General features: G+C 63.4%; 17 protein-coding genes. 9 read left to right on the top strand and 8 right to left on the bottom strand.

Translation table 11 applies throughout. From position 1 onward, the window contains the following. The first annotated feature begins 191 nt into the window (after positions 1-191). A complete protein-coding gene (gene mdtD / locus P0D84_RS03475) occupies positions 192-1,652 on the top strand; it encodes a multidrug transporter subunit MdtD (protein WP_408332477.1) in 1,461 nt (486 codons plus the stop codon). A gap of 433 nt (positions 1,653-2,085) precedes the next feature. Further along, positions 2,086-3,360 (top strand): EAL domain-containing protein, encoded by a 1,275-nt coding sequence (locus P0D84_RS03470; RefSeq protein WP_408332475.1) that lies wholly within the window; start codon positions 2,086-2,088, stop codon positions 3,358-3,360. On the opposite strand, the gene P0D84_RS03465 is transcribed toward P0D84_RS03470, so the two are convergent. Next, positions 3,316-4,290: a sigma-70 family RNA polymerase sigma factor gene (locus tag P0D84_RS03465; protein ID WP_408332473.1), complete on the bottom strand. Its 975-nt coding sequence runs from the start codon at positions 4,288-4,290 to the stop codon at positions 3,316-3,318. The two genes, P0D84_RS03470 and P0D84_RS03465, sit on opposite strands and share 45 nt — an antisense overlap. A gap of 457 nt (positions 4,291-4,747) precedes the next feature. Between P0D84_RS03465 and clpP the strand changes: the two genes are divergently transcribed. Then, complete coding sequence (clpP, locus tag P0D84_RS03460; protein WP_408332471.1) at positions 4,748-5,395, top strand: ATP-dependent Clp endopeptidase proteolytic subunit ClpP; 648 nt, start codon at positions 4,748-4,750, stop codon at positions 5,393-5,395. Positions 5,396-5,750: 355 nt separating this feature from the next. After that, entirely contained in the window at positions 5,751-7,187 is a 1,437-nt protein-coding gene (locus P0D84_RS03455) for an NYN domain-containing protein (RefSeq protein WP_408332469.1), read from the top strand. A 550-nt stretch (positions 7,188-7,737) separates the two neighbouring features. Here P0D84_RS03455 and P0D84_RS03450 read toward each other — a convergent pair. From P0D84_RS03450 to xseA, 5 genes are all read right to left on the bottom strand, one after another. After that, positions 7,738-9,507 carry a PQQ-binding-like beta-propeller repeat protein gene (locus P0D84_RS03450; RefSeq protein ID WP_408332467.1) on the bottom strand — a complete coding sequence of 590 codons (1,770 nt, stop codon included), beginning with the start codon at positions 9,505-9,507 and terminating at the stop codon, positions 7,738-7,740. 291 nt (positions 9,508-9,798) lie between these two features. Next, positions 9,799-10,374: a glycine zipper family protein gene (locus tag P0D84_RS03445; RefSeq protein WP_408332465.1), complete on the bottom strand. Its 576-nt coding sequence runs from the start codon at positions 10,372-10,374 to the stop codon at positions 9,799-9,801. Positions 10,375-10,881: 507 nt separating this feature from the next. After that, positions 10,882-11,163, bottom strand: a complete 282-nt coding sequence (locus P0D84_RS03440) for a hypothetical protein (RefSeq protein ID WP_408332463.1) — start codon at positions 11,161-11,163, stop codon at positions 10,882-10,884. Between the two features lie 214 nt (positions 11,164-11,377). Continuing rightward, positions 11,378-11,956 carry a superoxide dismutase [Fe] gene (gene sodB / locus P0D84_RS03435; RefSeq protein ID WP_323045035.1) on the bottom strand — a complete coding sequence of 193 codons (579 nt, stop codon included), beginning with the start codon at positions 11,954-11,956 and terminating at the stop codon, positions 11,378-11,380. Positions 11,957-12,176: 220 nt separating this feature from the next. Beyond that, on the bottom strand, positions 12,177-13,556 hold the full coding sequence (gene xseA, locus P0D84_RS03430; protein ID WP_408332461.1) for an exodeoxyribonuclease VII large subunit: 1,380 nt from the start codon (positions 13,554-13,556) through the stop codon (positions 12,177-12,179). Between the two features lie 592 nt (positions 13,557-14,148). On the opposite strand from xseA, the gene lpxK reads away from it, so the two are divergent. The 5 genes from lpxK (at position 14,149) to P0D84_RS03405 (ending at position 18,254) form a co-directional block, all read left to right on the top strand. Further along, a complete protein-coding gene (lpxK, locus tag P0D84_RS03425) occupies positions 14,149-15,165 on the top strand; it encodes a tetraacyldisaccharide 4'-kinase (RefSeq protein ID WP_408332459.1) in 1,017 nt (338 codons plus the stop codon). Continuing rightward, entirely contained in the window at positions 15,146-15,349 is a 204-nt protein-coding gene (locus tag P0D84_RS03420; RefSeq protein ID WP_179733995.1) for a Trm112 family protein, read from the top strand. The genes lpxK and P0D84_RS03420 overlap by 20 nt, the downstream gene beginning before the upstream one ends. Before the next feature lie 167 nt (positions 15,350-15,516). Beyond that, on the top strand, positions 15,517-16,317 hold the full coding sequence (gene kdsB, locus P0D84_RS03415) for a 3-deoxy-manno-octulosonate cytidylyltransferase (protein ID WP_408332457.1): 801 nt from the start codon (positions 15,517-15,519) through the stop codon (positions 16,315-16,317). A gap of 216 nt (positions 16,318-16,533) precedes the next feature. Further along, positions 16,534-17,199 (top strand): adenylate kinase, encoded by a 666-nt coding sequence (gene adk, locus P0D84_RS03410; protein ID WP_408332455.1) that lies wholly within the window; start codon positions 16,534-16,536, stop codon positions 17,197-17,199. 296 nt (positions 17,200-17,495) lie between these two features. Continuing rightward, positions 17,496-18,254 (top strand): 3-hydroxyacyl-CoA dehydrogenase, encoded by a 759-nt coding sequence (locus P0D84_RS03405; RefSeq protein ID WP_408332453.1) that lies wholly within the window; start codon positions 17,496-17,498, stop codon positions 18,252-18,254. Between the two features lie 180 nt (positions 18,255-18,434). Here P0D84_RS03405 and P0D84_RS03400 read toward each other — a convergent pair whose 3' ends face one another. Next, positions 18,435-19,277, bottom strand: a complete 843-nt coding sequence (locus P0D84_RS03400) for a SirB1 family protein (protein ID WP_408339646.1) — start codon at positions 19,275-19,277, stop codon at positions 18,435-18,437. A gap of 5 nt (positions 19,278-19,282) precedes the next feature. After that, positions 19,283-20,833, bottom strand: coding sequence for a murein biosynthesis integral membrane protein MurJ (gene murJ, locus P0D84_RS03395; protein ID WP_408332451.1), 1,551 nt, complete (start codon positions 20,831-20,833; stop codon positions 19,283-19,285). Positions 20,834-21,182 lie beyond the last annotated feature (349 nt).

Raw genomic sequence — 21,182 nt, 5'->3', positions numbered from 1 at the left:
AGCCGCCTGGCTGAGCGCGCGTAATAGCGCTGCGCCGCTGCACGAAAGCGCGCAACCGTCGCGGCGCTTGCTCACGTCGCGCCAGATCGAGCCTCAAGCCAGGCGATCCATCCGAAATACCCGCTGCGTTGGGCCACGCTTTTCCCTAGAATAGCGAGTCCAGCCCGTCCCTGAGCGCCCCGCCGCCGTTCATGTCCACGCCGCCGACCCTGCCCGCCGCCGCAGTTGCTGCCGTACCAGCCCCCTCGGCCCGCTCGCTGACCGTGATGCTGTGGCTCGTCGCCACCGGCTTCTTCATGCAGACGCTGGACTCAACCATCGTCAACACCGCGCTCCCCGCGATGGCAACAAGCCTCGGCGAATTGCCGTTGCGCATGCAATCGGTTGTGATCGCCTATTCGCTGACAATGGCGGTGATGATTCCAGTGTCCGGCTGGCTCGCCGACAAACTCGGCACGCGGCGCGTGTTTTTCAGCGCGATCCTCGTGTTCGGGGTCGGCTCACTGCTGTGCGCCAACGCGCATACCCTGAATCAACTGGTGATCTACCGCATCATGCAAGGCGTGGGCGGGGCGATGCTGCTGCCGGTCGGCCGGCTGGCGGTGCTGCGCACCTTTCCGGCGGAACGCTACTTGTCCGCCTTGTCGTTCGTGGCGATTCCAGGGCTCATTGGGCCGCTGATCGGCCCGACACTCGGCGGCTGGCTCGTGAAGATCGCGTCGTGGCACTGGATCTTTCTGATCAACGTGCCAGTGGGGATCGTAGGTTGCATCGCCACGTTTATCTTTATGCCGGATAGCCGTAACGAGCACACCGGCAAGTTCGATCTGAAAGGCTATTTGCTGCTAATCGTCGGCATGGTGACGATTTCGTTCGCGCTCGACGGCCGCACCGAGTTTGGTATTCAGCACGCCACCGTGCTGGTGCTGCTGATCCTGAGCCTTGCCAGCTTCGTCGCCTATGGTTTGCACGCCGTGCGCGCGCCCGCGCCGATCTTCCCGCTCGACCTGTTCAAAATCCACACCTTCAGCGTCGGTCTGCTAGGCAATCTGTTCGCGCGAATCGGCAGCGGCGCGATGCCGTATCTGATTCCTCTGCTATTGCAGGTGAGTCTCGGCTACAGCGCCTTCGAAGCCGGCATGATGATGCTGCCGGTGGCGGCAGCAGGCATGGTCGCCAAACGCGTTGTCACGACGCTAATCGTCAAATACAGCTACCGACGCGTGCTGATCATCAACACGGTGCTGGTCGGCCTGACCATGGCGAGCTTCGCGCTCACCAGCGCCGGCCAGCCGCTGTGGTTGAGGCTCGTGCAACTCGCGTTCTTCGGTGGCGTCAATTCGATGCAGTTCACCGCGATGAACACGTTGACGCTCAAGGACCTCGGCACCGGTGGCGCGAGCAGCGGCAACAGCCTGTTCTCGCTGGTGCAGATGCTGTCGATGAGTCTCGGCGTGACGGTGGCAGGCGCGTTACTCGCCACCTTCACCGGCCTGCTGCCGCGCGTGACGGCCGCCAACTCGCTGCCCGCGTTCCATGCGACGTTCCTGTGTGTCGGCATCATCACCGCGGGGACCTCGTGGATCTTCGCGCAACTGTCGCCGGACATCCGCACGCTGGGGACAAAGACTGATCCTTCGGAGCGGACCTGAGTTTCGCGCGGGGAGCGGTGATGACGGCGTGATTCGCTATGGCTCACTGTGACCCACTGCTGGGACCCGCTGAGGCTCATTGTTGGAACCCGCTGCGGATCACTGGGACCCGGCCGTGGCCCGATGCCATTCGGCACGACTCGTTCTGACTCGTCGCCGTCTCCCGTGACCGCCGCAACCCTCTTCGCGGTTATTCGCTACGGCCGCCGTCGCCGACCCCCAACGGGGCGCGGGTCGCACCACCGAAGTGCGAATCATCGCCTTGGCACCCGCGCTGGCGCACAATCTTCGTACTGACCGTGGCAACCACGCGCGCACAGTATGTTTCCGCTCGCGCATAGTTCTTGCTCGCCTATCCTGTAAACTCGCATTTTGCGCGTGCCGGCTCATATCGAGCATGCGAGCGCGCCGCCACCTCCACACGACTGACATGATGAGCATGATCGAACTCGATCCTCCCGGCTTCCAGCCGCCGCGCCCGATGGCCGGCGACGAGGGCTCCCGGCGCACCGTTCTGTACGGCGGCTACACCGTTTTCAGCGTGTTCCAGCCAGTTTTCTCGGTGTCGCACCGGCGTGCGATCGGTTATCACGCTTCGCTGCGCGCACACGACGAACATGCGCTGCAAGTGCCGTCGCACGAGGTTTTCACGCAGGCGGCGCGGCGCGGCGACCTGCTGGAACTCGGGCGTCTCGCCGAATCGCTGCATCTGGGCAATTTCAATGCATTCGACAGCCACGACGAATGGCTTTTCCTGAGCCTGCACCCGGCAGCGTTGATGGACACCAGTTACGGCGACGCACTGCTCGCCGGCCTCAAGGCGCTGGGCCTGCCGCCGCAACGGGTGGTGCTGGAAGTGTCCGAGCAGGCAGGCGGTGAAACCACGCGCTTCGCCGAGATCGTCGACGCGTTGCGCAAGTCCGGCTTCCTGATCGCGCTGGACGGCTTCGGCGCGAAGCATTCGAACATCGACCGCGTGTGGAATCTGCGGCCGGATATCGTCACGCTCGACCGCTGCATCCTCGCGCAAGCGAGCGAGCACTCGCACATCGAACGCGTGCTGCCGGGGCTTGTCTCGCTGCTGCACGAATCTGGCCAACTGGTGCTGATGGGCGGCCTGAGCACCGAGCGCGATGCGCTGATCGCGCTCGAATGCAACGTCGACTTCGTGCAGGGTGCGTTCTTCGCAGGCCCCAGCGTCGAACCGGTGAAACCGCAAGCGGCGGCCGGTTTGATGGACTCGCTCTCAGCGGCGCTACGCGAACGGGTTGCGACGCGCGAACGCGTACAATCCGCGCGGCTTGCGCCCTATGTCACGGCGCTGGAAACGGCGGCTGCCCAACTCGTGGCCGGGGAATCGGTTACCCAGGCGACCGCGCCGCTGCTCACGCTCGGCGAAACCGCGCGCTGCTTCGTACTCGACGGTTCGGGGCGTCAGATCGGCGACAACGTGCTGCCGCCGGGGCGTGCTTCGCAACGCGCGAAACGCTTCCGGCCGTTACTGCATTCGGAAGGCGCGAGCTGGGAGCGCCGGCCGTACTTCATTCAGGCGATGCGCGTGCCCGGCCGGGTGCACCTCACCCCGCCCTACCTGTCGATCAACGAGGCGCACTTGTGCGTGACGGCCTCGATCGCCGCGCACACGCCGCACGGCACACAGGTGCTATGCGTCGACATCAACTGGGAAGTCGCTGCGCATCGTAATTGAGGCAATGGTGTTCTGCTGGATCCGCGCGAGCAGCTTCATGACGGCCGCGCGACCCAGCAAGCGGTTGGCTGCCTGCAAACGCACCGCGCTGGTGACGGCGCGCAACGCGACGATCTTCACCGAACCGTCCGCAAGATTTTGCGTGGAAACGTCGATTACTCCGACAACCTCGCCTTCGCAGAGCAACGCAATACACAGTGCGCCTTCGACCGACACCACCTCTGCATGGCTCGCCTGATGCGCAAGCGCGGTCACCGTCTCCATCCAGGCCACCGGCGCCAGTTCTTGCGTGCACACTGGCACGTCGCTGACCACTTCGGGCGCATCGCTAAAGAGACGCAGTAAACCAACTCGATCCTGAGCCTCTAGCGCTGTGCGCAGGCGCTCCACGATCCGCGCATGCGCGGCAGGATCGGGCCGCGCCAGCGGCGCACCCGCGCGCTGCAGACGCGCCTTCGCACGGTGAACGATCTGACGGCAACTGGCCGGCGTACGGTCGAGGATTTTTGCAATCTCCGCGTAGTCGCAATCGAAAGCTTCGTGCAGTACGAATGCCGCGCGTTCATCCGGTTTCAGACGCTCGAGCAGCAGCATCACGCCGTACGACATCTGCGCCGCGCGCAAGGCCAGTTCCTCCGCCGATGGCGCCACCTCGTCGAGCCAGGGCTCCGGCAACCAGCCAGCGGCCTGTGACGCGCGTTCACGCTGTACGTGGCGCAGCCGGTCAATCGCCGTGCGCGTGGTGAGCGTGGTGAGCCAGGCGGCCGGTGTCTGCACCTCTTGTGTCTCGGCGAGATGCCATTTGAGCCAGACGTCCTGCACCACGTCTTCCGCTTCAGCCCGGCTGCCGAGCATCCGGTACGCCAGCGCGAGCAGGCGGGCGCGCACGGCCTCGAAGCTGGATGCCTTGTCGATTTCTTGTTCCGTCATGCGTAGACCTCCAGATCGTGGGTGGTGAAAAAGCGCGCGACGCCATGCGTGCTTGTCGAGTTAGCCGCCTGCCTAGCTCGCGTGCCTGCGTGCCTGCGTGCCTGCGTGCCTGCGTGCCTGCGTGCCTGCGTGCCTGCGTGCCTGCGTGCCTGCGTGCCTGCGTGCCTGCGTGCCTGCGTGCCTGCGTGCCTGCGTGCCTGCGTGCCTGCGTGCCTGCGTGCCTGCGTGCCTGCGTGCCTGCGTGCAACATTGTCCGTGGGCGCTGCTGCATCTGCATCCTTTTCAGCTTGACGACTGAGCATGAGTGAATGTGACAGCCCGACGCAAAAATATTCCTGTCACGTTGCCTCGCTCTGCTCCGTCATATGGGCAACAACCGGCGCAACGGATGTGCCGTTGTTCGAAACACCCACCCCTACCGGCTAATCGGCACCGTGCCACCTGAAACGAGGTAAACATGCATTCCAGCTACCCCTGCGTCACCGGCCTCGGGCTCGTGCCCACCGTGATCGAGCATTCCGGCCGCGGCGAGCGCGCTTACGACATTTATTCGCGTCTGCTGCGCGAGCGGATCGTTTTTCTGGTCGGACCGGTGAACGAACAGTCAGCCAGTCTGATCGTCGCGCAGCTGCTGTTTCTGGAATCCGAAAATCCCGACAAGGATATTTCTTTTTACATCAACTCGCCGGGCGGCTCGGTGTATGACGGCCTCGCCATCTACGACACGATGCAATTCATCAAGCCCGAGGTGTCGACCTTGTGCACCGGCTTTGCCGCCAGCATGGGGACGTTTTTGCTGACGGCCGGTCAGCGCGGCAAGCGGTACGCTCTGCCGAACGCCCGCATCATGATTCATCAACCGTCGGGCGGCGGTCAGGGCACCGCTGCCGACGTCGAAATTCAGGCCAAAGAGGTGCTCTACCTGCGCGAACGCCTCAACGCGATGATGGCCGAGCGCACCGGGCGCAGCATCGAGGAAATCGTGCGCGACACCGACCGCGACAACTTCATGTCGGCCCACGGCGCAAAGGCGTATGGCCTCGTCGACGAGGTGCTGGAAACCCGCGCGGCGCTACGCGACCCGGCTCGTCATCGTGACATGTAGCGAGCGCGCCGAGGCTGGCGGACGCCCTCCTCATACGCGTCCGGCGTAAAGAGCTATCTCGTCTTGCGCCAATATCGCGAGCAGCCGCTTGCGTTCACGGCGAGCAGGCGTTGCACGGTTGAGCTCTTACCCTTCCAGGGCCGCTGAGCTCGCACAAGCACAAGCGCGCGTCCGTTCGTCCCGCTGCGTGTGCAAACCGCCAGCCCTGAGCGTTGCCGCCAAAAGTCCTCCGTGCCGAACGGTTTTTCGCCTGACCTATCGGTGCGCCAGGAACACAAAAGCTGATCACCTCCGCAGGAGCCGCTATCATGGTCGCGATTCGTCGAATTTGACGATCGCTTCAATGGAGATATTCATGGCGTCATCCAGTGAAACCGTCAGCATGGCGCTATTCTGCGACTTCGAAAACGTTGCGCTCGGCGTGCGCGACGCGAAGTACGACAAGTTCGACATCAAGCTGGTGCTCGAACGTCTGCTGCTCAAGGGCAGCATTGTCGTGAAGAAGGCGTATTGCGACTGGGACCGCTACAAAAGTTTCAAAGGTGCGATGCACGAGGCCAATTTCGAGTTGATCGAGATTCCGCACGTGCGCCAATCGGGCAAGAATTCCGCCGACATCCGGCTTGTGGTCGACGCACTCGACCTCTGCTATACGAAATCGCACGTCAATACCTTCGTCATCATCAGTGGCGACTCGGACTTCTCGCCGCTGGTGTCGAAGCTGCGCGAGAACGCCAAGCAGGTGATCGGCGTCGGCGTGCAGCAGTCCACCTCCGATCTGCTGATCGCAAACTGCGATGAATTCTTCTTTTACGACGACCTCGTGCGTGAGAGTCAGCGCACAGTAGCCAAACGCGAATCGTCCCGCCCGCAACAGGCCGCGCAGCAGACGGCCAAACGTGCGCCCGACGAAGAAAAGTCGCGCAATAAGGAAGACCTCGAAAAGCGCCGCACCAAAGCGGTCGAGATCGCGGTGCAAACGTTCGACGCGCTCGCATCCGAACGTGGCGACAGTGGCAAGATCTGGGCGTCGGTGTTGAAGAATGCGATCAAGCGTCGTAAGCCGGATTTCAACGAGACGTACTACGGTTTTCGCGCGTTCGGCAATCTGCTGGAAGAGGCACAGGCGCGCGGGCTGCTCGAGTTCGGCCGCGACGAGAAGTCAGGCGCGTATGTTTATCGGGGCACGGCTGCAAATGTGGGTGCCGAAAACGTGAGCGAGCCGGCCGAACCTGGTGAATCGGCGGAACAGATGTATGAGGCACAGGTTGCCGAGACAGTGGTCGCCGAGTCGGGCGGCAAGCACGAGTCGCGCCGCCGCGGCCGTGGCAATCGCAAGACCGGCCGTGGTGGGCAGCAGGAAGCCTCTCACGAAGAGCGCGCGGCGCTCGGGCGCGGCGAGCACGCGCAAGTTCACACGGAACACGTGCAGCCGCAATCGCCATCAACCAGCGAGCCCAGCTTCGAACAGCCAGAATCGGCTTGGGCGGAGCCGGAGACCTTTGCAACTGAACTGCCGGTCGCGGTAGGCAACGAAGAGGCACAGGAAGAGAGCGTCGCTCAACCCAAACGCGGCAAGCAACGCGCGCCACGCAAGACGGCGGCGAAGAAGGTGAAAAAGGCCACCCCGCGAACGATCGATGACATACCAGAGATCGCGGCGCCTGCCGAAGCACCGGAGCCGTCCGTCAGCACGGAAGAAGCACCCGTGGCGGCAAAAAAGGCCGCGCGCAAAACCGCGCCGCGCAGCCGTCGTCCGCGTAAGACAGCGGCGACGAGCGACGCGGAGTAAACGTCTCGCTTCGCGTGATGTGCGCGAACTGCTTCGGTGTTGCTCACAGCACTTTGGTGTTGCCTGTAGTACTTCGGTGTTGCCTGTGGCACTTCGGTGTTGCCTGAAGCGCCCCGGTGTTGCCTGTGGCGCTCCGGTGTTGCCTGTGGCGCTCCAGTGTTGCCTGTGGCGCTCCAGTGTTGCCTGTGGCACTTCGGTGTTACCCGTAGCACTTCGGCGTTACCTGTGGCGCTCCGGCGTTACCCGCAACACTCCGGCGTTACCCGTAGCACTTCGGCGCTACCTGTGGCGCTTCGGCATTGCCCGCGTAGCACCTCGCTGTCGCCCATAGCAACCTGAGCGCCGCCGTATAAACGCAGCGGCAACAAAAAGCCCCTGCTTGTGATGAACAGGGGCTTTTCCATTTCCGCTCGGAAGCGCAGCGATCGGTCTGAAACTGCAACGGCACCAACAGAACACATATTCACCAGCTAGCGGCCCTGCAACCGCAAACCGCAAACTGCAACTGCAACTGCAATCGCAACTCCAACCGCACCCAAACTCGCTACGCTCAAAGCAACCCAAACACCGCAACCCCATTAGTCGCACCCACATACACTTTCCCTCGCGCGATCATCGGCGTGATGAATTTATTGCCCGCGCCCCATTGATCGCGCGCACCAGCCTGATTGCTGTTGTACAACTCATTCCCGAGATTGCCGGCATCGTACGCATGCAACGCGCCCGTCGTGCCGTTTTCCGCAGCCCAGACAATACCGTTGCTCGTGCCGTTGGCCGACACGGCCGGTGTCGCGCCGGGATAGACAAAGGTGATTGCACTCCTTGATGAGGCGGTGGTCGCGAGGAACGCACCCGAGACCGGCAGCGCCTTCAGGCTGTCGCCCATGCCGCCGTAGTACACCACCCCGTTGTAGTAAGCCGGCGAGCCCCAGATGCCGCCCGCGAGCGTGCCGGTCAACACCTGCCAGATATTGTTCGTTGTCGGATTGAATTTACCCATCGAGTCGCGATCGACCACATAGATCAGGTTGTCCTTGCCCGCCGCCACCGCGAGGTGCTTGACAACGCCGGCCGTGGTCGTCTGATCCGGCAACAGCATCACGCCACCCGAGCCGAAATCGTTGTCCGCGTTTGCCTCGGCCACGACGTTATTCATCGCGAAGTAATCGGTGACCTGCAGGTTTCCTAACGACAGCTTCATCAGCGAGTTGCCGAAGTCGCCGTCCACCGGAAAGCCCTGCGCGTTCAGCGTGGTGCCGAATGTGCCGTTGCCGTCCACGACGTAAATCGACGTGCCGTCCGACGCCATTCCCGAGCCGGCCATCCAGATCGAACCCTGGCTGCCGTTCGGCGCGACGTCGAAGACACTGGTCTGCTTGAGCGTAGCGGCGCTATAAGCCATCAACCAGCCGGTGTAGGCGCCCGACATGCAGTGTGCAGTCCAGCCCATGTAGACGTTGCCGCCGACCAGCGTGAGGGCCGCGCGTACCGTGTGGAGCGACGGATTGAACGTGAGGACGCCGTTGACGCCCTCCGCGCCGTTGCCGGGGAAAGTCGCCGCGATCTCCGTCGGACCGCCGAGCACCTCGGCTCCCGTCGTCAGATCGAGCGCGTGCAGGCGATGGTGGTATGCACCGCCGCTGTCCTTGGTCATCGCCACGGCATACAGCACGCCATTCGTGCCGCGATTGCGATCGATCACCGGCGTCGACGTAATGCCGATTTCCGGCGTGATGTCCTGGCAACCGTGGTCGTCACTAGGTGTCTCGCCATTGCCGACCAGGGAGACCTTCCACAACTGGGCGAAGCTGGTGGCGTCATAGGCGTACACACTGTCGTGTTCGGTCGCGACGTAGACCACGTCATGCGGCGTGCCGCCAATCGGCAGACTGGTCACGAACAGCGGCTGTGCATCGACCTTGCCGTCCGCGGCGAGAAACGCAACCTTGCCGAAGCTGGCTGACTTGACGTTCGCGGTTGTCAGTGTCGTCTCGGCAAGCATCTGCCCGGTGCGGGCGAGATCGTTGTGATGCATCAGCACGTCGGTGGCGAATGCCGTCGTTCCCGTGGATGTGCTGCCCGACCCGCTTGAGCCGGTGCTTGAGCCAGTCCCGCCCGCGCCGCCGGTGGTCGAGCCACCGGTACTTCCGCTGCCACTGCTGCTACCGCTGCCGCCTGCCGAACCCGAGGCGACACCTGATGTACCGCCCGAGCCCCCGCCGCAAGAAAGGAAGCAGGCAGCGACGAATGCAACGCCCAGCCACCCGCACACGCGGGACCACACTCTCGGATTGAACGTCCCGGTTTGTGGTCGCTGCATAGTCGCCTCGTTTGCACGATGCCCGGCCAGGTCCGTACGCCGGGCTACGTCGAACGGCGAAGTCAGAAAGGGCGTTGGCCGGCAGGGATGGAATAGAGTTGCGGGCTGCTTAGGAGCGCCAGATACCCGGCGCCCCTAGCCCTTGTCCCCAACCTACGCCCTTTGCCCGGCCGCCTGCCGCCATCGTTTCGCGTCTTTCCGCCAGAGAGGACGAAAGCTCGACAGCAACAAGCTTGCCTGGTACCTGGCGCAAACGGCTCGTTTCAGTGAAGCGCAGTTGCCGATCGACCTTTAGTACGGGTAAGGCGCGTACATCACCGGAGGCGGGGCGACATACCTCGGCGGCGGCGCGTAGTAATACGGCTGCGGTGCGTAATAGGCCGGTTGCGGTGCATAGTAGGCCGGCGCCTGCGGCTGCGAAATTGTGTTGCCCTTCGAGGTCATGCACTGCGCGTACGCGGCGTCGTAGCGCGCTTGCAGGCCGGCGGCGGAATACTGCGCGCCATTTGCCCCGTTCGCGCCGCCTATCAACAATCCACTGCCCGCCCCAATCGCCGCGCCCGCGCCGGCATTGCCCGCCGCCGCGCCGAGCAGTGCGCCGACGGCCGCGCCGCCGAGCGTGCCAAGCGCCGCACTATTCACGCTGTTCGTGGTTGCGGCCTGAGCGGCCGCGTTCGGGTCGGTCGAACGGTTCGCGTAGTCGCGACATGCATAGTCGTCCTGCTGGAACTGCCCGAGCGGCTCGCCGCTGCGCGGCAGGGCAACCACACTCGGACCGCCCGGCGGCATGACCGCGCAACCGCCGAGCGCGAGCGCAACGAGCGCGGCAGGAATGGCGATGCCTATCGATTTGGTGCTGGAGATCATGTTGGTGCGCTTCTAGGACATTGGGAATTCAAACGTTAGGCCAAACGGCACCGTCCCTGGTTACAGGATCGTTACAGAAAGTTTTTCGCTTACATTCCACATTCCCGCCCTCGTCCGCGCGGACGGCATCGCGCCCTGCAAGCCGCGCTCAATCACGTCATACCGAGTAACGCTTGTAAGTGAAACCGCAATCTGTTTGCGCAGCGAGTGGCCTAAACTGGCTCGCGCCAACATCGCGCAATCCGCTCACCGAACGGCACGGTATGTGACATGCCAAGGCAGTCCGACTGAGCGAGCGGGCACTTTGCCCTCGCGGTCAACGGACACGGTCAATAAAACAGAGGATAACTCGATGAACCGGCTTGTTTTCGTAGCGGCGACGGCTTGCGCCGCCTGCATATCGCCCGTTTTCGCGCAGTCGAATACGACAGTCCAGAGCAGCGTGTTCCAATCGCCGACCACGACATTTCCCAGCGCGTCGATCGCGCAGAATTTCCAGTACATCAATCACCCGCCGCCGCCCGCCCCGGCGAGTTCGGTTTCGCCCAGCGGCGGCAGGCGCGGCGGCGGTCGCCACCGGCAGATGTCGGCCGATTCCGATACGACCGGGACCGCGTCGACACAACCTTGAACGAACGTGCGCAAGATCTGAATCAATGCGGTGCAATGGTCCGCAGACGTCGCCGCAGTTACCAACTGTGACAAAGCTGGCACTCGCCGTCGGTCCGGCAGGCGGGCGCCGTTGACCAGCGCGCCGGCGTAGATCACGGTCGTCAATTGATTCGTCACGTCGGGCTCCGCTTAGCGTCCACCGGCGGCAGGCTGTATCCACTCTCGAGGCGCTAAAAAACGGAAAGCCCTCGCGAAGGAGGGCTTTCCATTTTACTACCCGTTCCAGACTTCATTGCAGCGATCCGTTCGGACCGCCGATTTAGTTGGAAATCCGAACTATGTTGTCACGCTAAGTTTTCAGCTAAAGACAACCAGCCGGCAACCAGCAATCTCACGCGAAGTTCTTCGACGCGAATTCCCAGTTGGCGATGTTCCAGTATGCTTCAACGAACTTCGGACGCGCATTGCGGTAGTCGATGTAGTACGCGTGTTCCCACACGTCGATCGTCAGCAGTGCCTTCGCATCGGTGGTCAGCGGCGTGGCGGCGTTGCTCGTCGACACCAGGTCGAGCGAACCGTCAGCCTTCTTCACCAGCCATGCCCAGCCCGAGCCGAACGTGCCGATTGCGGTCTTGGCGAATTCTTCCTTGAACTTGTCGAACGAACCCCACTTGGCGTTGATCGCGTCGGCCAATGCGCCGGTCGGCGCACCGCCACCTTGCGGCGACAGGCTGTTCCAGAAGAACGTGTGGTTCCACACTTGCGCTGCATTGTTGAAGATACCGCCCGATGCCTTCTTGACGATCTCTTCGAGCGACAGATTTTCGAACTCGGTGCCCTTGATCAGATTGTTCAGGTTGGTCACATAGGTCTGGTGATGCTTGCCGTAGTGATACTCGAGCGTCTCTTCCGACATGTTCGGAGCGAGTGCGTTTTTCGCGAACGGCAGCGGCGGGAGCGTATGTTCCATGGTGCTTTCCTTGTGTCTGTATCTGTTGTGGGGGGAGTCTGCGGATAACGCTTTAGAGCACTCGATTGTAGGCGAGTTGGAATAACCCCGCAAACCAACGGACTTTATGTCGGGCATCGCCGAACATGCCGGACATGTAGCGTAATTAGTGCGTTCACAGAGGTCGTGCCTGGCCCCTGCGGAGGTTAAAAGTACGCGTTGGCATGCTGTCGGCGAAGTGTCAGAAACCGTCGGTCAAGCGCGGTTGCACATCGGCGAGCGCAATGTCCGCTGCGCCTTCGGCAAGATGCACCGTGAGACGCCGCCCGGGTTTCAGCGACGACGGCGCGCGCACCGCGCGGCCGCTCTGCGCGTCTAGCACGGCAGCATAACCACGCTCCAGCGTGCGCTGCGGACTCAACACCTCGAGCCGCGCGGCCAGCGTGTCGATCCGCGCTGACTGACGTTCATGCTGGCGTAACAAAGCTGCGTCCAGACGCTGCGTGAGATTGCCGAGCCTCGCCTGATGCGCGGCGAGATCAGGGCGCCAGCGCTGCCAGCGCATCTGCAACAGAGAAAACCGCGCTCGGGCGTCACGTACGGGACGCGCGCCCGCCGATGCCAGCCGCACGCTCAATTGCTGCACGTGCGTGCGTTGCCGCGCGAGCCGCTCCGCTGGCGACACGAGCCGGCGCGCGAGCCAGTCGAGTTGTTGGGCGCGCCGCTCCATCATGCGGCCGAAGCCACGGGCGAGCGTCGCATGCCGGTGATCGAGCTCGCGCAGCAACAGCACGCGCTGCGGACTGACGAGTTCGGCGGCGCCAGTGGGCGTCGGTGCGCGCACGTCGGCGGCAAAGTCGGCGATCGTGAAATCGGTTTCGTGACCCACGCCGCTTACCACTGGTATCGCGCTTTCAGCGATCGCGCGCGCAAGCACTTCTTCGTTGAACGCCCACAAGTCTTCAATCGAGCCGCCGCCGCGGCACACGATCAGCACGTCGACTTCGCGCCGCGCGTTGGCCACATCGACCATCGCGGCCAGTTTGGCGCTGACGCCCACGCCCTGCACCGGCGCCGGGTAGACGATCACCGGAATATGCGGCGCGCGACGCGACAAAGTGGTCAGGACATCACGCAATGCCGCGGCCTGGAGCGATGTCACGATGCCGATCGCGCGCGGATGGGCCGGCAAAGCACGTTTGCGTTCGGCGGCAAAGAGACCTTCGGCTTCGAGTTGCGCCTTCAGCCTGAGAAACGCTTCGTACAGACGCCCTTGCCCGGTGCGGCGCACCGCTTCGACGTTCAGTTGCAGTTCGCCGCGCGGCTCGTACATCGTCACCAGCGCGCGCACTTCGATGCGATCGCCTTCGCGCGGCGTGAACTCGGCGTACTGCGCGCGTCCGCGGAACATCACGCACCGCATCTGCGCCTGCGCGTCCTTGATCGAGAAATACCAGTGGCCGCTCGCGGCGCGCGTGAAGTTCGACACCTCTCCGGCCACCCAGACAAGCGGAAACGAGCGCTCGAGCATCGTGCCAATGGCACGGTTGAGCGCGGAAACGGGGACGACGACTTCACCGCCGGGCGTGGCCGACGAGGCAAAAGGGCTTTCGGGATTCATGCGAGGGGTATCTGTGACTGGCCGGACAGACGATAGACCGAGTGGCCATCGGCGTCTAGCGCAGCAGAAGAATTGTTAAAAGTGTCCACATGTCGGGACCCACTACACGAGTGCCGTCAGATCGCCCGCCAGGCCGCGACACTTGGAAGCATGTCTTTGATTTATATGGTGTTTATATCTCGCTAATAGGAGCGATTGCCGATACGGAGCGCTCGGCGCGGCCTTCTCAGCCCATCGACTGGCGGGTTCTCCACAAAGTTATCCACAGGCAGTGGATGCCGTTCGAAGCGCTGTGTCGCCGCGCCGCGCGAGGCGCCCGACTTGCCGGGCGGGACGCACGCGCGCTAGAGTGGCGGGTTCGACGGCATGCCGAACGCCCCACAACGCTCGCCCTTGCGGCACACTGCACCACACTGCGCGAGCGCATCGGCAGTTGCCGCTGCTTCACCTCTTTGCTGCACTTTTCACTTCACCTTTCGATCGTCCGGAGAACCGCGTTGATGCTTGCCCCGCGTCTTGCGCCTAGCGCTTCCACGCCGCCGTCCCGGCTCCATTGGGCGTGCGGTGCATCGCCCGTCCTTGCGGCTTGCCGATGAGCGAACTGAACAACCGTCTCGAAGCACGCCTTGCGCGCGAATGGCAGCAGCGTGGCCCGCTGGCGTGGGCGCTGATGCCCTTCGCGTGCGTGTTCGGCGCGATTGCCGCCGCGCGTCGCGCCGCTTTCTCGTTCGGCTGGCTGAAGTCCGTGCGCATTGGCGTGCCGGTGGTGGTGGTCGGCAATGTGACCGTCGGCGGCACCGGCAAGACGCCGACCGTCATCGCGCTGGTCGAAGCCTTGCGCGCCGCCGGCTTCAAGCCCGGCGTGGTGTCGCGAGGTTACGGCGCACGCGTCAAGGGCCCGACGGCGGTTCTCTCCACGTCGGCGGCGAGCGTCGGCGGCGACGAACCGCTGCTGATCGCGCGCCGCACCGGCGCGCCGGTGTGGGTCTGTCCGGATCGCGTCGCGGCCGCGCAGGCGCTATGCGCCGCGCACCGCGACGTCGACGTGATCGTCAGCGACGACGGCTTGCAGCATTACCGCCTCGCCCGCGACGCCGAACTGGTGGTGTTCGATCACCGGCTCGGCGGCAACGGTTTTCTGCTGCCGGCGGGTCCGCTGCGCGAGCCGTTGTCGCGCCGCCGCGATGCAACGCTGATCAACGATCCGTACGCCCGCACGCTGCCCGCCTGGCCGAACACATTCGCACTGAAACTGGCGCCAGCCGATGCCTGGCATCTCGACAATCCGGGGCTCCGCCGCCCGCTCACCCAGTTCAGCGGCGATCGCGTACTGGCCGCAGCCGGCATTGGCGCGCCGGAGCGTTTTTTCGCGACGCTGCGCGCGGCCGGCCTCACGCCCGCCACCCGCGCGTTGCCGGATCACTACGCGTTCGAGCGCAATCCTTTTACGGACGTCGACGCGGACGCCATCCTGATAACGGAAAAGGATGCGGTAAAATTAGGGTCCTGGCACGACGCGCGCATCTGGGTTGTTCCGGTCGAAGCCGCGCTCGATCATCGCCTCATTGCATTAGTTGTGGAGAAAGTCCGTGGACGCTCGCCTGCTTGAAATTCTCGTCTGCCCGATCTGCAAGGGCCCGCTCAGCTACGACCGCTCCGCGCAGGAACTGACCTGCAACGCGGACAAGCTTGCCTATCCGATCCGCGACGGCATTCCCGTCATGCTGGTCGACGAAGCGCGGCAGACCGTGGAAGGCACGCCGGTCGATCTGAATCCGGGCTCCGTCGCCTGAGTCAGCTTTGCCCGATGCAGGGCGCCGGGTTCCGCGTTCTGCGCGCCCCGCGCTTTGGTCTGCATCATTGATCAGCGTTCGCGATCCGCATTTGCCGTCTTTCCCGTCAGCGCCCGCGGTATGCTCGCGAGCGCTTCCTTCCGGTTTCATCGCCGCGCCCCCTTCCGATGACCAACGCCAACGCCACTACTCCCCCCTTCATCGCCGTCGTGCCGGCCCGGCTCGCCTCGACGCGTCTGCCCAACAAGCCGCTCGCCGACATCGGCGGCAAGCCGATGGTGGTGCGGGTCGCCGAACGCGCACGCGAATCGGGCGCGCAACAGGTGCTGATCGCCTCCGACGCGCAAGCGGTGCTGGATGTGGCCCGCGAGCACGGCTTCGAAGCCGTGCTGACGCGCGCCGACCATCCGTCGGGCACCGACCGTCTCGCGGAAGTGGCGGCGCAGTTCGGCTGGAGCGACGAGACGATCGTGGTGAACGTGCAGGGCGACGAGCCGCTGATCGACCCGGCGCTCGTGTGCGGCGTGGCGTCGCACCTCGCTTCGAGCCAAGGATGCGCAATCGCCACCGCCGCGCATCCCATCACCGACCCCGCGGAAATTTTCAATCCGAACGTCGTCAAGGTCGTGCTCGACGCGCGCGGCGTCGCGCTGTACTTCTCACGCGCGCCGATTCCTTGGGCACGCGACACGTATCAGCCGCATTGGCCCAACGTCGCTTCGATGCCCGCCCCGCCGGCGCCTGGGGTCGTCCACCGGCACATCGGCCTGTACGCCTATCGCGCCCAATTCCTGCGCACCTATCCGAGTCTCGCGATCTCACCAATCGAACAGGTCGAAGCGCTCGAACAACTGCGCGCGATGTGGCACGGTGAACGGATCGCGGTGCTCGTCACTCAGAATGCGCCGCTGCCAGGCGTCGACACGCCCGCCGATCTCGCGCGCGTGCAGGCTCTATTCGGGTCTTGAGCGTAAAAACCCATGGCATAATCGGACGGTTATGCGCGCCTCCCGCTAAACGCGAGAGTCAGGGTTTGCCCCGGTCGCGCGCCGTGTTCATCTTGCAGCGCCGTCGTGTTCGACGTGCAGCGCGAAACTCGAACCGGCAGCTGACGCGGGTCCCTCGACGAATCGTGGGATGGCTGCAGCGCCAACAAAGAATTCACATAGATCTGGAGATATCACATGCGTTTGATCCTTTTGGGTGCGCCCGGCGCGGGTAAGGGCACTCAGGCAAACTTCATCAAGGAAAAGTTCGGCATTCCGCAGATTTCCACCGGTGACATGCTGCGCGCAGCCGTCAAGGCAGGCACGCCGCTTGGCCTCGAAGCCAAACGCTTCATGGATGCCGGCGAACTGGTCACGGACGAGCTGATCATCAACCTGGTGAAGGAGCGCCTGCAGCAGCCGGATTGCGCGAACGGTTATCTGTTCGACGGTTTTCCGCGCACCATTCCGCAAGCTGAAGCCATGAAACATGCGGGCGTCGCGATCGATTACGTGCTGGAAATCGACGTGCCGTTCGACGAGATCATCGTGCGTATGAGCGGGCGCCGCTCGCACGCCGCGTCGGGCCGCACGTACCACGTCAAGTTCAACCCGCCGAAGGTCGAAGGTGTTGACGACGTGACGGGCGAAGCGCTGATCCAGCGCGAAGACGACAAGGAAGAAACAGTCAAGAAGCGCCTCGACGTGTACGTTGCCCAAACCAAGCCGCTGATCGAGTACTACAACAGCTGGGCGCAAAACGGCGATTCGTCGACCTCGCTGAAGGCGCCGCAATATCGCCGCATTTCGGGCCTCGGCACGGTCGACGAAATTCGCGACCGTGCGTTCGACGCGTTGAAGTAATTCCCCGCATCAGCGTTGCTTGTTCGAAAGACCCGCCCGATTCCGGCGGGTTTTTTTATGCCGCGTCGCACGGCGCACGTTCTTGTGCGTAATTGCGTGTTCTTGCGTGCGCTCCTTTTCCGCCGGCTTCAGTATTGATTAGCCATCCATAGCGGTTCGCAGGCGGAAGACCGCGCCACGCCCTACCCGCTGCCCCACCCGTCACTTCGCTTTCCGCGCTGCAACATAGCCGTTACAATCGATCATCGAAAGGATATTCGATCGAGACATTACTGAACCGAAGCAAAGGAGAAGACATGGAGATTCCTGACAACGTATTCCTGATCACCGGCGGTGCATCGGGCCTCGGCGCGGCCACAGCGCGCCTTCTCGTCGAGAACGGCGGCACGGTGGTGCTCGCCGATCTGAATCAGGATGCTGGTGAGGCACTGGCAAAGGAACTCGGCGGCGTGTTCGTCAAATGCGACGTGAGCCGCGAAGACGACGCCACCCAAGCCGTCGAAGCCGCCACGAAGCTTGGCACGCTGCGCGGCCTCGTCAATTGCGCGGGCGTTGCGCCGGCAATCAAGACAGTCGGCAAAGACGGTCCGCATCCGCTCGAATCGTTCGCACGCACCATCTCCATTAATCTGGTCGGCACCTTCAACATGATCCGGCTCGCCGCCGCGGCCATGTCGAAGAACCAACCGAATGCGAATGGCGAGCGTGGTGTGATCATCAACACCGCATCGGTGGCGGCGTATGACGGCCAGATTGGCCAGGCCGCTTATGCGGCGTCCAAGGGCGGCGTGGTCGGCATGACGCTGCCGATCGCACGCGATCTGTCGCGCAACGCGATTCGCGTGATGACGATTGCACCAGGCATCTTCGAAACGCCGATGCTGCTCGGCATGCCGCAGGAAGTGCAGGACGCGCTTGGCGCGATGGTGCCGTTCCCGCCGCGTCTCGGCAAACCGGCAGAGTACGCGATGCTGGCCAAGCAGATCTTCGACAATCCGATGCTCAACGGCGAAGTGATTCGCCTGGACGGCGCGATCCGCATGCAGCCGAAGTAAGGCTGGATCCCGCGTGCCGCTTGGTGCGGCCGCGCCAATGAAAAACGCCTGCGCATGAATCATGTGCAGGCGTTTTGATTTGACCGCGTTTTGCTCATCAACGGTAGCTGGAGGCAGCCGCTAATTCCTTGCCTTCGCTGCTTGAGCTATGAGCCTGATCCGCGGGCGCACAAAGCGCTTTTAGTCGCGGTCGTCGTACTGGGTGCGTTGGCGCAGTTCATGTAGCTGCGACTCCACCACCGTTGCGTCTTCGGCATCCGGCCGGTCGCCGAGATAGCGCTCGAGATCATCGAGCGCCGGACGCAGGTAATCGAGCCGCGCATACGCGAAACCGCGATCGCGCACTTCCTCGATACTTTCCGGCAACAGGATCACGAGACGCTGCTGCACGGCCAGCAGACGCTGCCAGCGTTCCGTCTGAAGATAAGTCGACTTCAGATTGCGCAGCATCCGGGCGATGATCTCGCGGCGCGTGGCCGGCTGCAGCAACATGCGCAGCGCCCTGCTCACCGACTCGCCCGCCGACGCCACATACGGCTCCAGCATGTCCACCATCTGCGATTCGGACAGCGAATGCCCGCTGGTCGGATCGAGCATCACGTCGCCATCCGGCGTCGTCACGCGCAACAGGAAGTGGCCCGGAAACGACACGCCGCGCGCCGGAATGCCGATCTGTTCGGCCATCTCCAGATACAGCACTGCCAGCGAAATCGGAATGCCACGGCGCCGCTTGAGCACCGCGTTCAGATGGCTGTTGTCCGGATCGTAATAATCGTTGAGGTTGCTGGCGAAACCCAGCTCGCGGAAGAAGAACCGGTTCAGAATGCCGACCTTCTGCCTGATGTCGGCATCGTCCGGCATACGGCGCTGCAGGCGCACGACCAACTCGTCGATCTCGGCCAGCGTGCCTTGCAAATCGAGATCGGGATAAGCGTCCTGCGCGAGCGAGAGGGCCGCCTCGGTCAGCGGCAGGCTGTCATCTTCGGCAACCAGCGTGCTGAAATAGTCGAGAACTCGCGTCATCGTGATCACTTCACTCGCCTTTTGAAATACGCGTACTTGAAGCCCATCAGCCAAAGCATACCGAAATATAGCGCGGCAAACAGAACGAGGCACGCACCCAGCAACACGATACGGTCGACCGGCCGGCTATGCATGCCGATCCAGTCGAAGCTGATCGCGAGCCAGTGCATGGCGCCGGCCAGCACCAGACAGGCGCCGAGCAATTGCACGAAAAACTTCAGCCAGCCATGCGACGGCGTATAGATGCCGCGTTTGCGCAGGCCGAGGAACAGGAACAATGCATTGACGCAAGCGCCGAGCCCGACGCTCAGCGTAAGGCCTGCATGCGAAAAAATGGGCACGAACAGATAGTTGCTCAGCTGCGTGACGATCAGCACACCGACGCCGATCTTCACCGGCGTCTTGATGTCCTGCTTCGCGTAGAAACCGGGCGCGAGGATCTTGATCAGAATCAGGCCGATCAGGCCGATGCCGTAGGCCGACAGCGCGCGGGCGACCATCACCACCGAGTTGCCGTCGAACTTGCCGTAGTGGAACAGCGTGGCGGTAAGCGGCTGGGCGAAGAAAAACAACGCGACGGCGCTCGGCGCGGCCAGCAGGAAGGTGACGCGCAGCCCCCAGTCGAGCAGCGACGAATACTCGTGCGGATCGGCATCCACGTGCGCCTTCGAAAGGCTCGGCAGCAGGATCGTGCCGAGCGCGACGCCGAGCAGCGCGGTCGGGAACTCCATCAGCCGGTCGGCGTAGTTGATCCAGGAGACCGCGCCCGGACCGATGCGCGAAGCAATATTGGTATTGATGATCAGGCTGATTTGCGCGACCGACACGGCGAACATCGCCGGCACCATCTTCGAGAGCACCCGCTTCACACCGCGATGCGCGAGCGCCTTCACCGGATTCAACCCGATGCGCGGAATCATGTCGATTTTCTTCAGACCCGGCAGTTGCACGAGGAATTGCAGCACACCGCCGGCGATCACTGCCCACGCGAGCGCATAAACCGGCGTTTGCAGGCGCGGCGCGACGAACACCGCCGCGACGATGAAGGCGACGTTCAGCAGGACCGGCGCGAACGCGGGCAGCGAAAAGTTCTTGTACGTATTCAGCACGCCGGACGCCAGCGACGTCAGCGAGATGAAAATGATGTACGGGAACATGATGCGCGTCATGGTGACCGCGAGCGCATACGCCTGGCCCTCATGCGCGAGACCCGAGGCGACGATGAACACCACGCCCGACGCCCCCACCACCCCGATCAGCGAGAGAATCGCGAGCGCCCAGGCAAGCACCGTCGACGTGGCGTCGACTAGCGCCTTGGTGGCGTCGTGTCCTTGCTGGTTCTTGAACTCGGCGAGGATCGGCACGAAGGCCTGCGAGAACGCGCCCTCGGCGGAAATGCGGCGCAGCAGGTTCGGAATACGGAAGGCGACGTAAAACGCGTCAGTGAATTGACTGGCGCCGAACGCGCGAGCGATCAGCGTTTCGCGGGCCAGTCCGGTCACGCGCGACAGCAGCGTGAAGCCGCTGACCGTCAGCAGGGCTCGGAATAGATTCATGGGGCGCTTATTATACGGGTGCCGCAGGTGCGGACGACGAGCCGGAACGCGAATCGGACCGATTTGCGCCGCAGACGTTCGTTCGGATGCGCGGATCGGGTTGTTTTTTGTTGTTTGCGGCACGCGTTGCGCGCTTGAACAACCGAAGTTGTCGGACTGGTTCGACGCGCTGATGCGCGGTGTGGGAGTGGCGGCTGCCCCCCGCTCGCCCGGTGCGCTGCCGATGGCACACGCCCCCTTCCCCCGGCCCCTCTCCATTGAGGCTTACAAATCCAAGGCATGTCCGGCAGCGCGCGCATATCGAATTGGCGATTCTCCGTTGCCACGTGCCTGATTTTGTTGCTATAAT

It is taken from the genome of Paraburkholderia sp. RL17-337-BIB-A (assembly GCF_046025895.1).
GTDB lineage: Bacteria > Pseudomonadota > Gammaproteobacteria > Burkholderiales > Burkholderiaceae > Paraburkholderia > Paraburkholderia fungorum_C.
The sequence above is the reverse complement of the archived record's forward strand: the minus strand, read 5'-3'. Positions and strand labels throughout refer to the sequence as shown.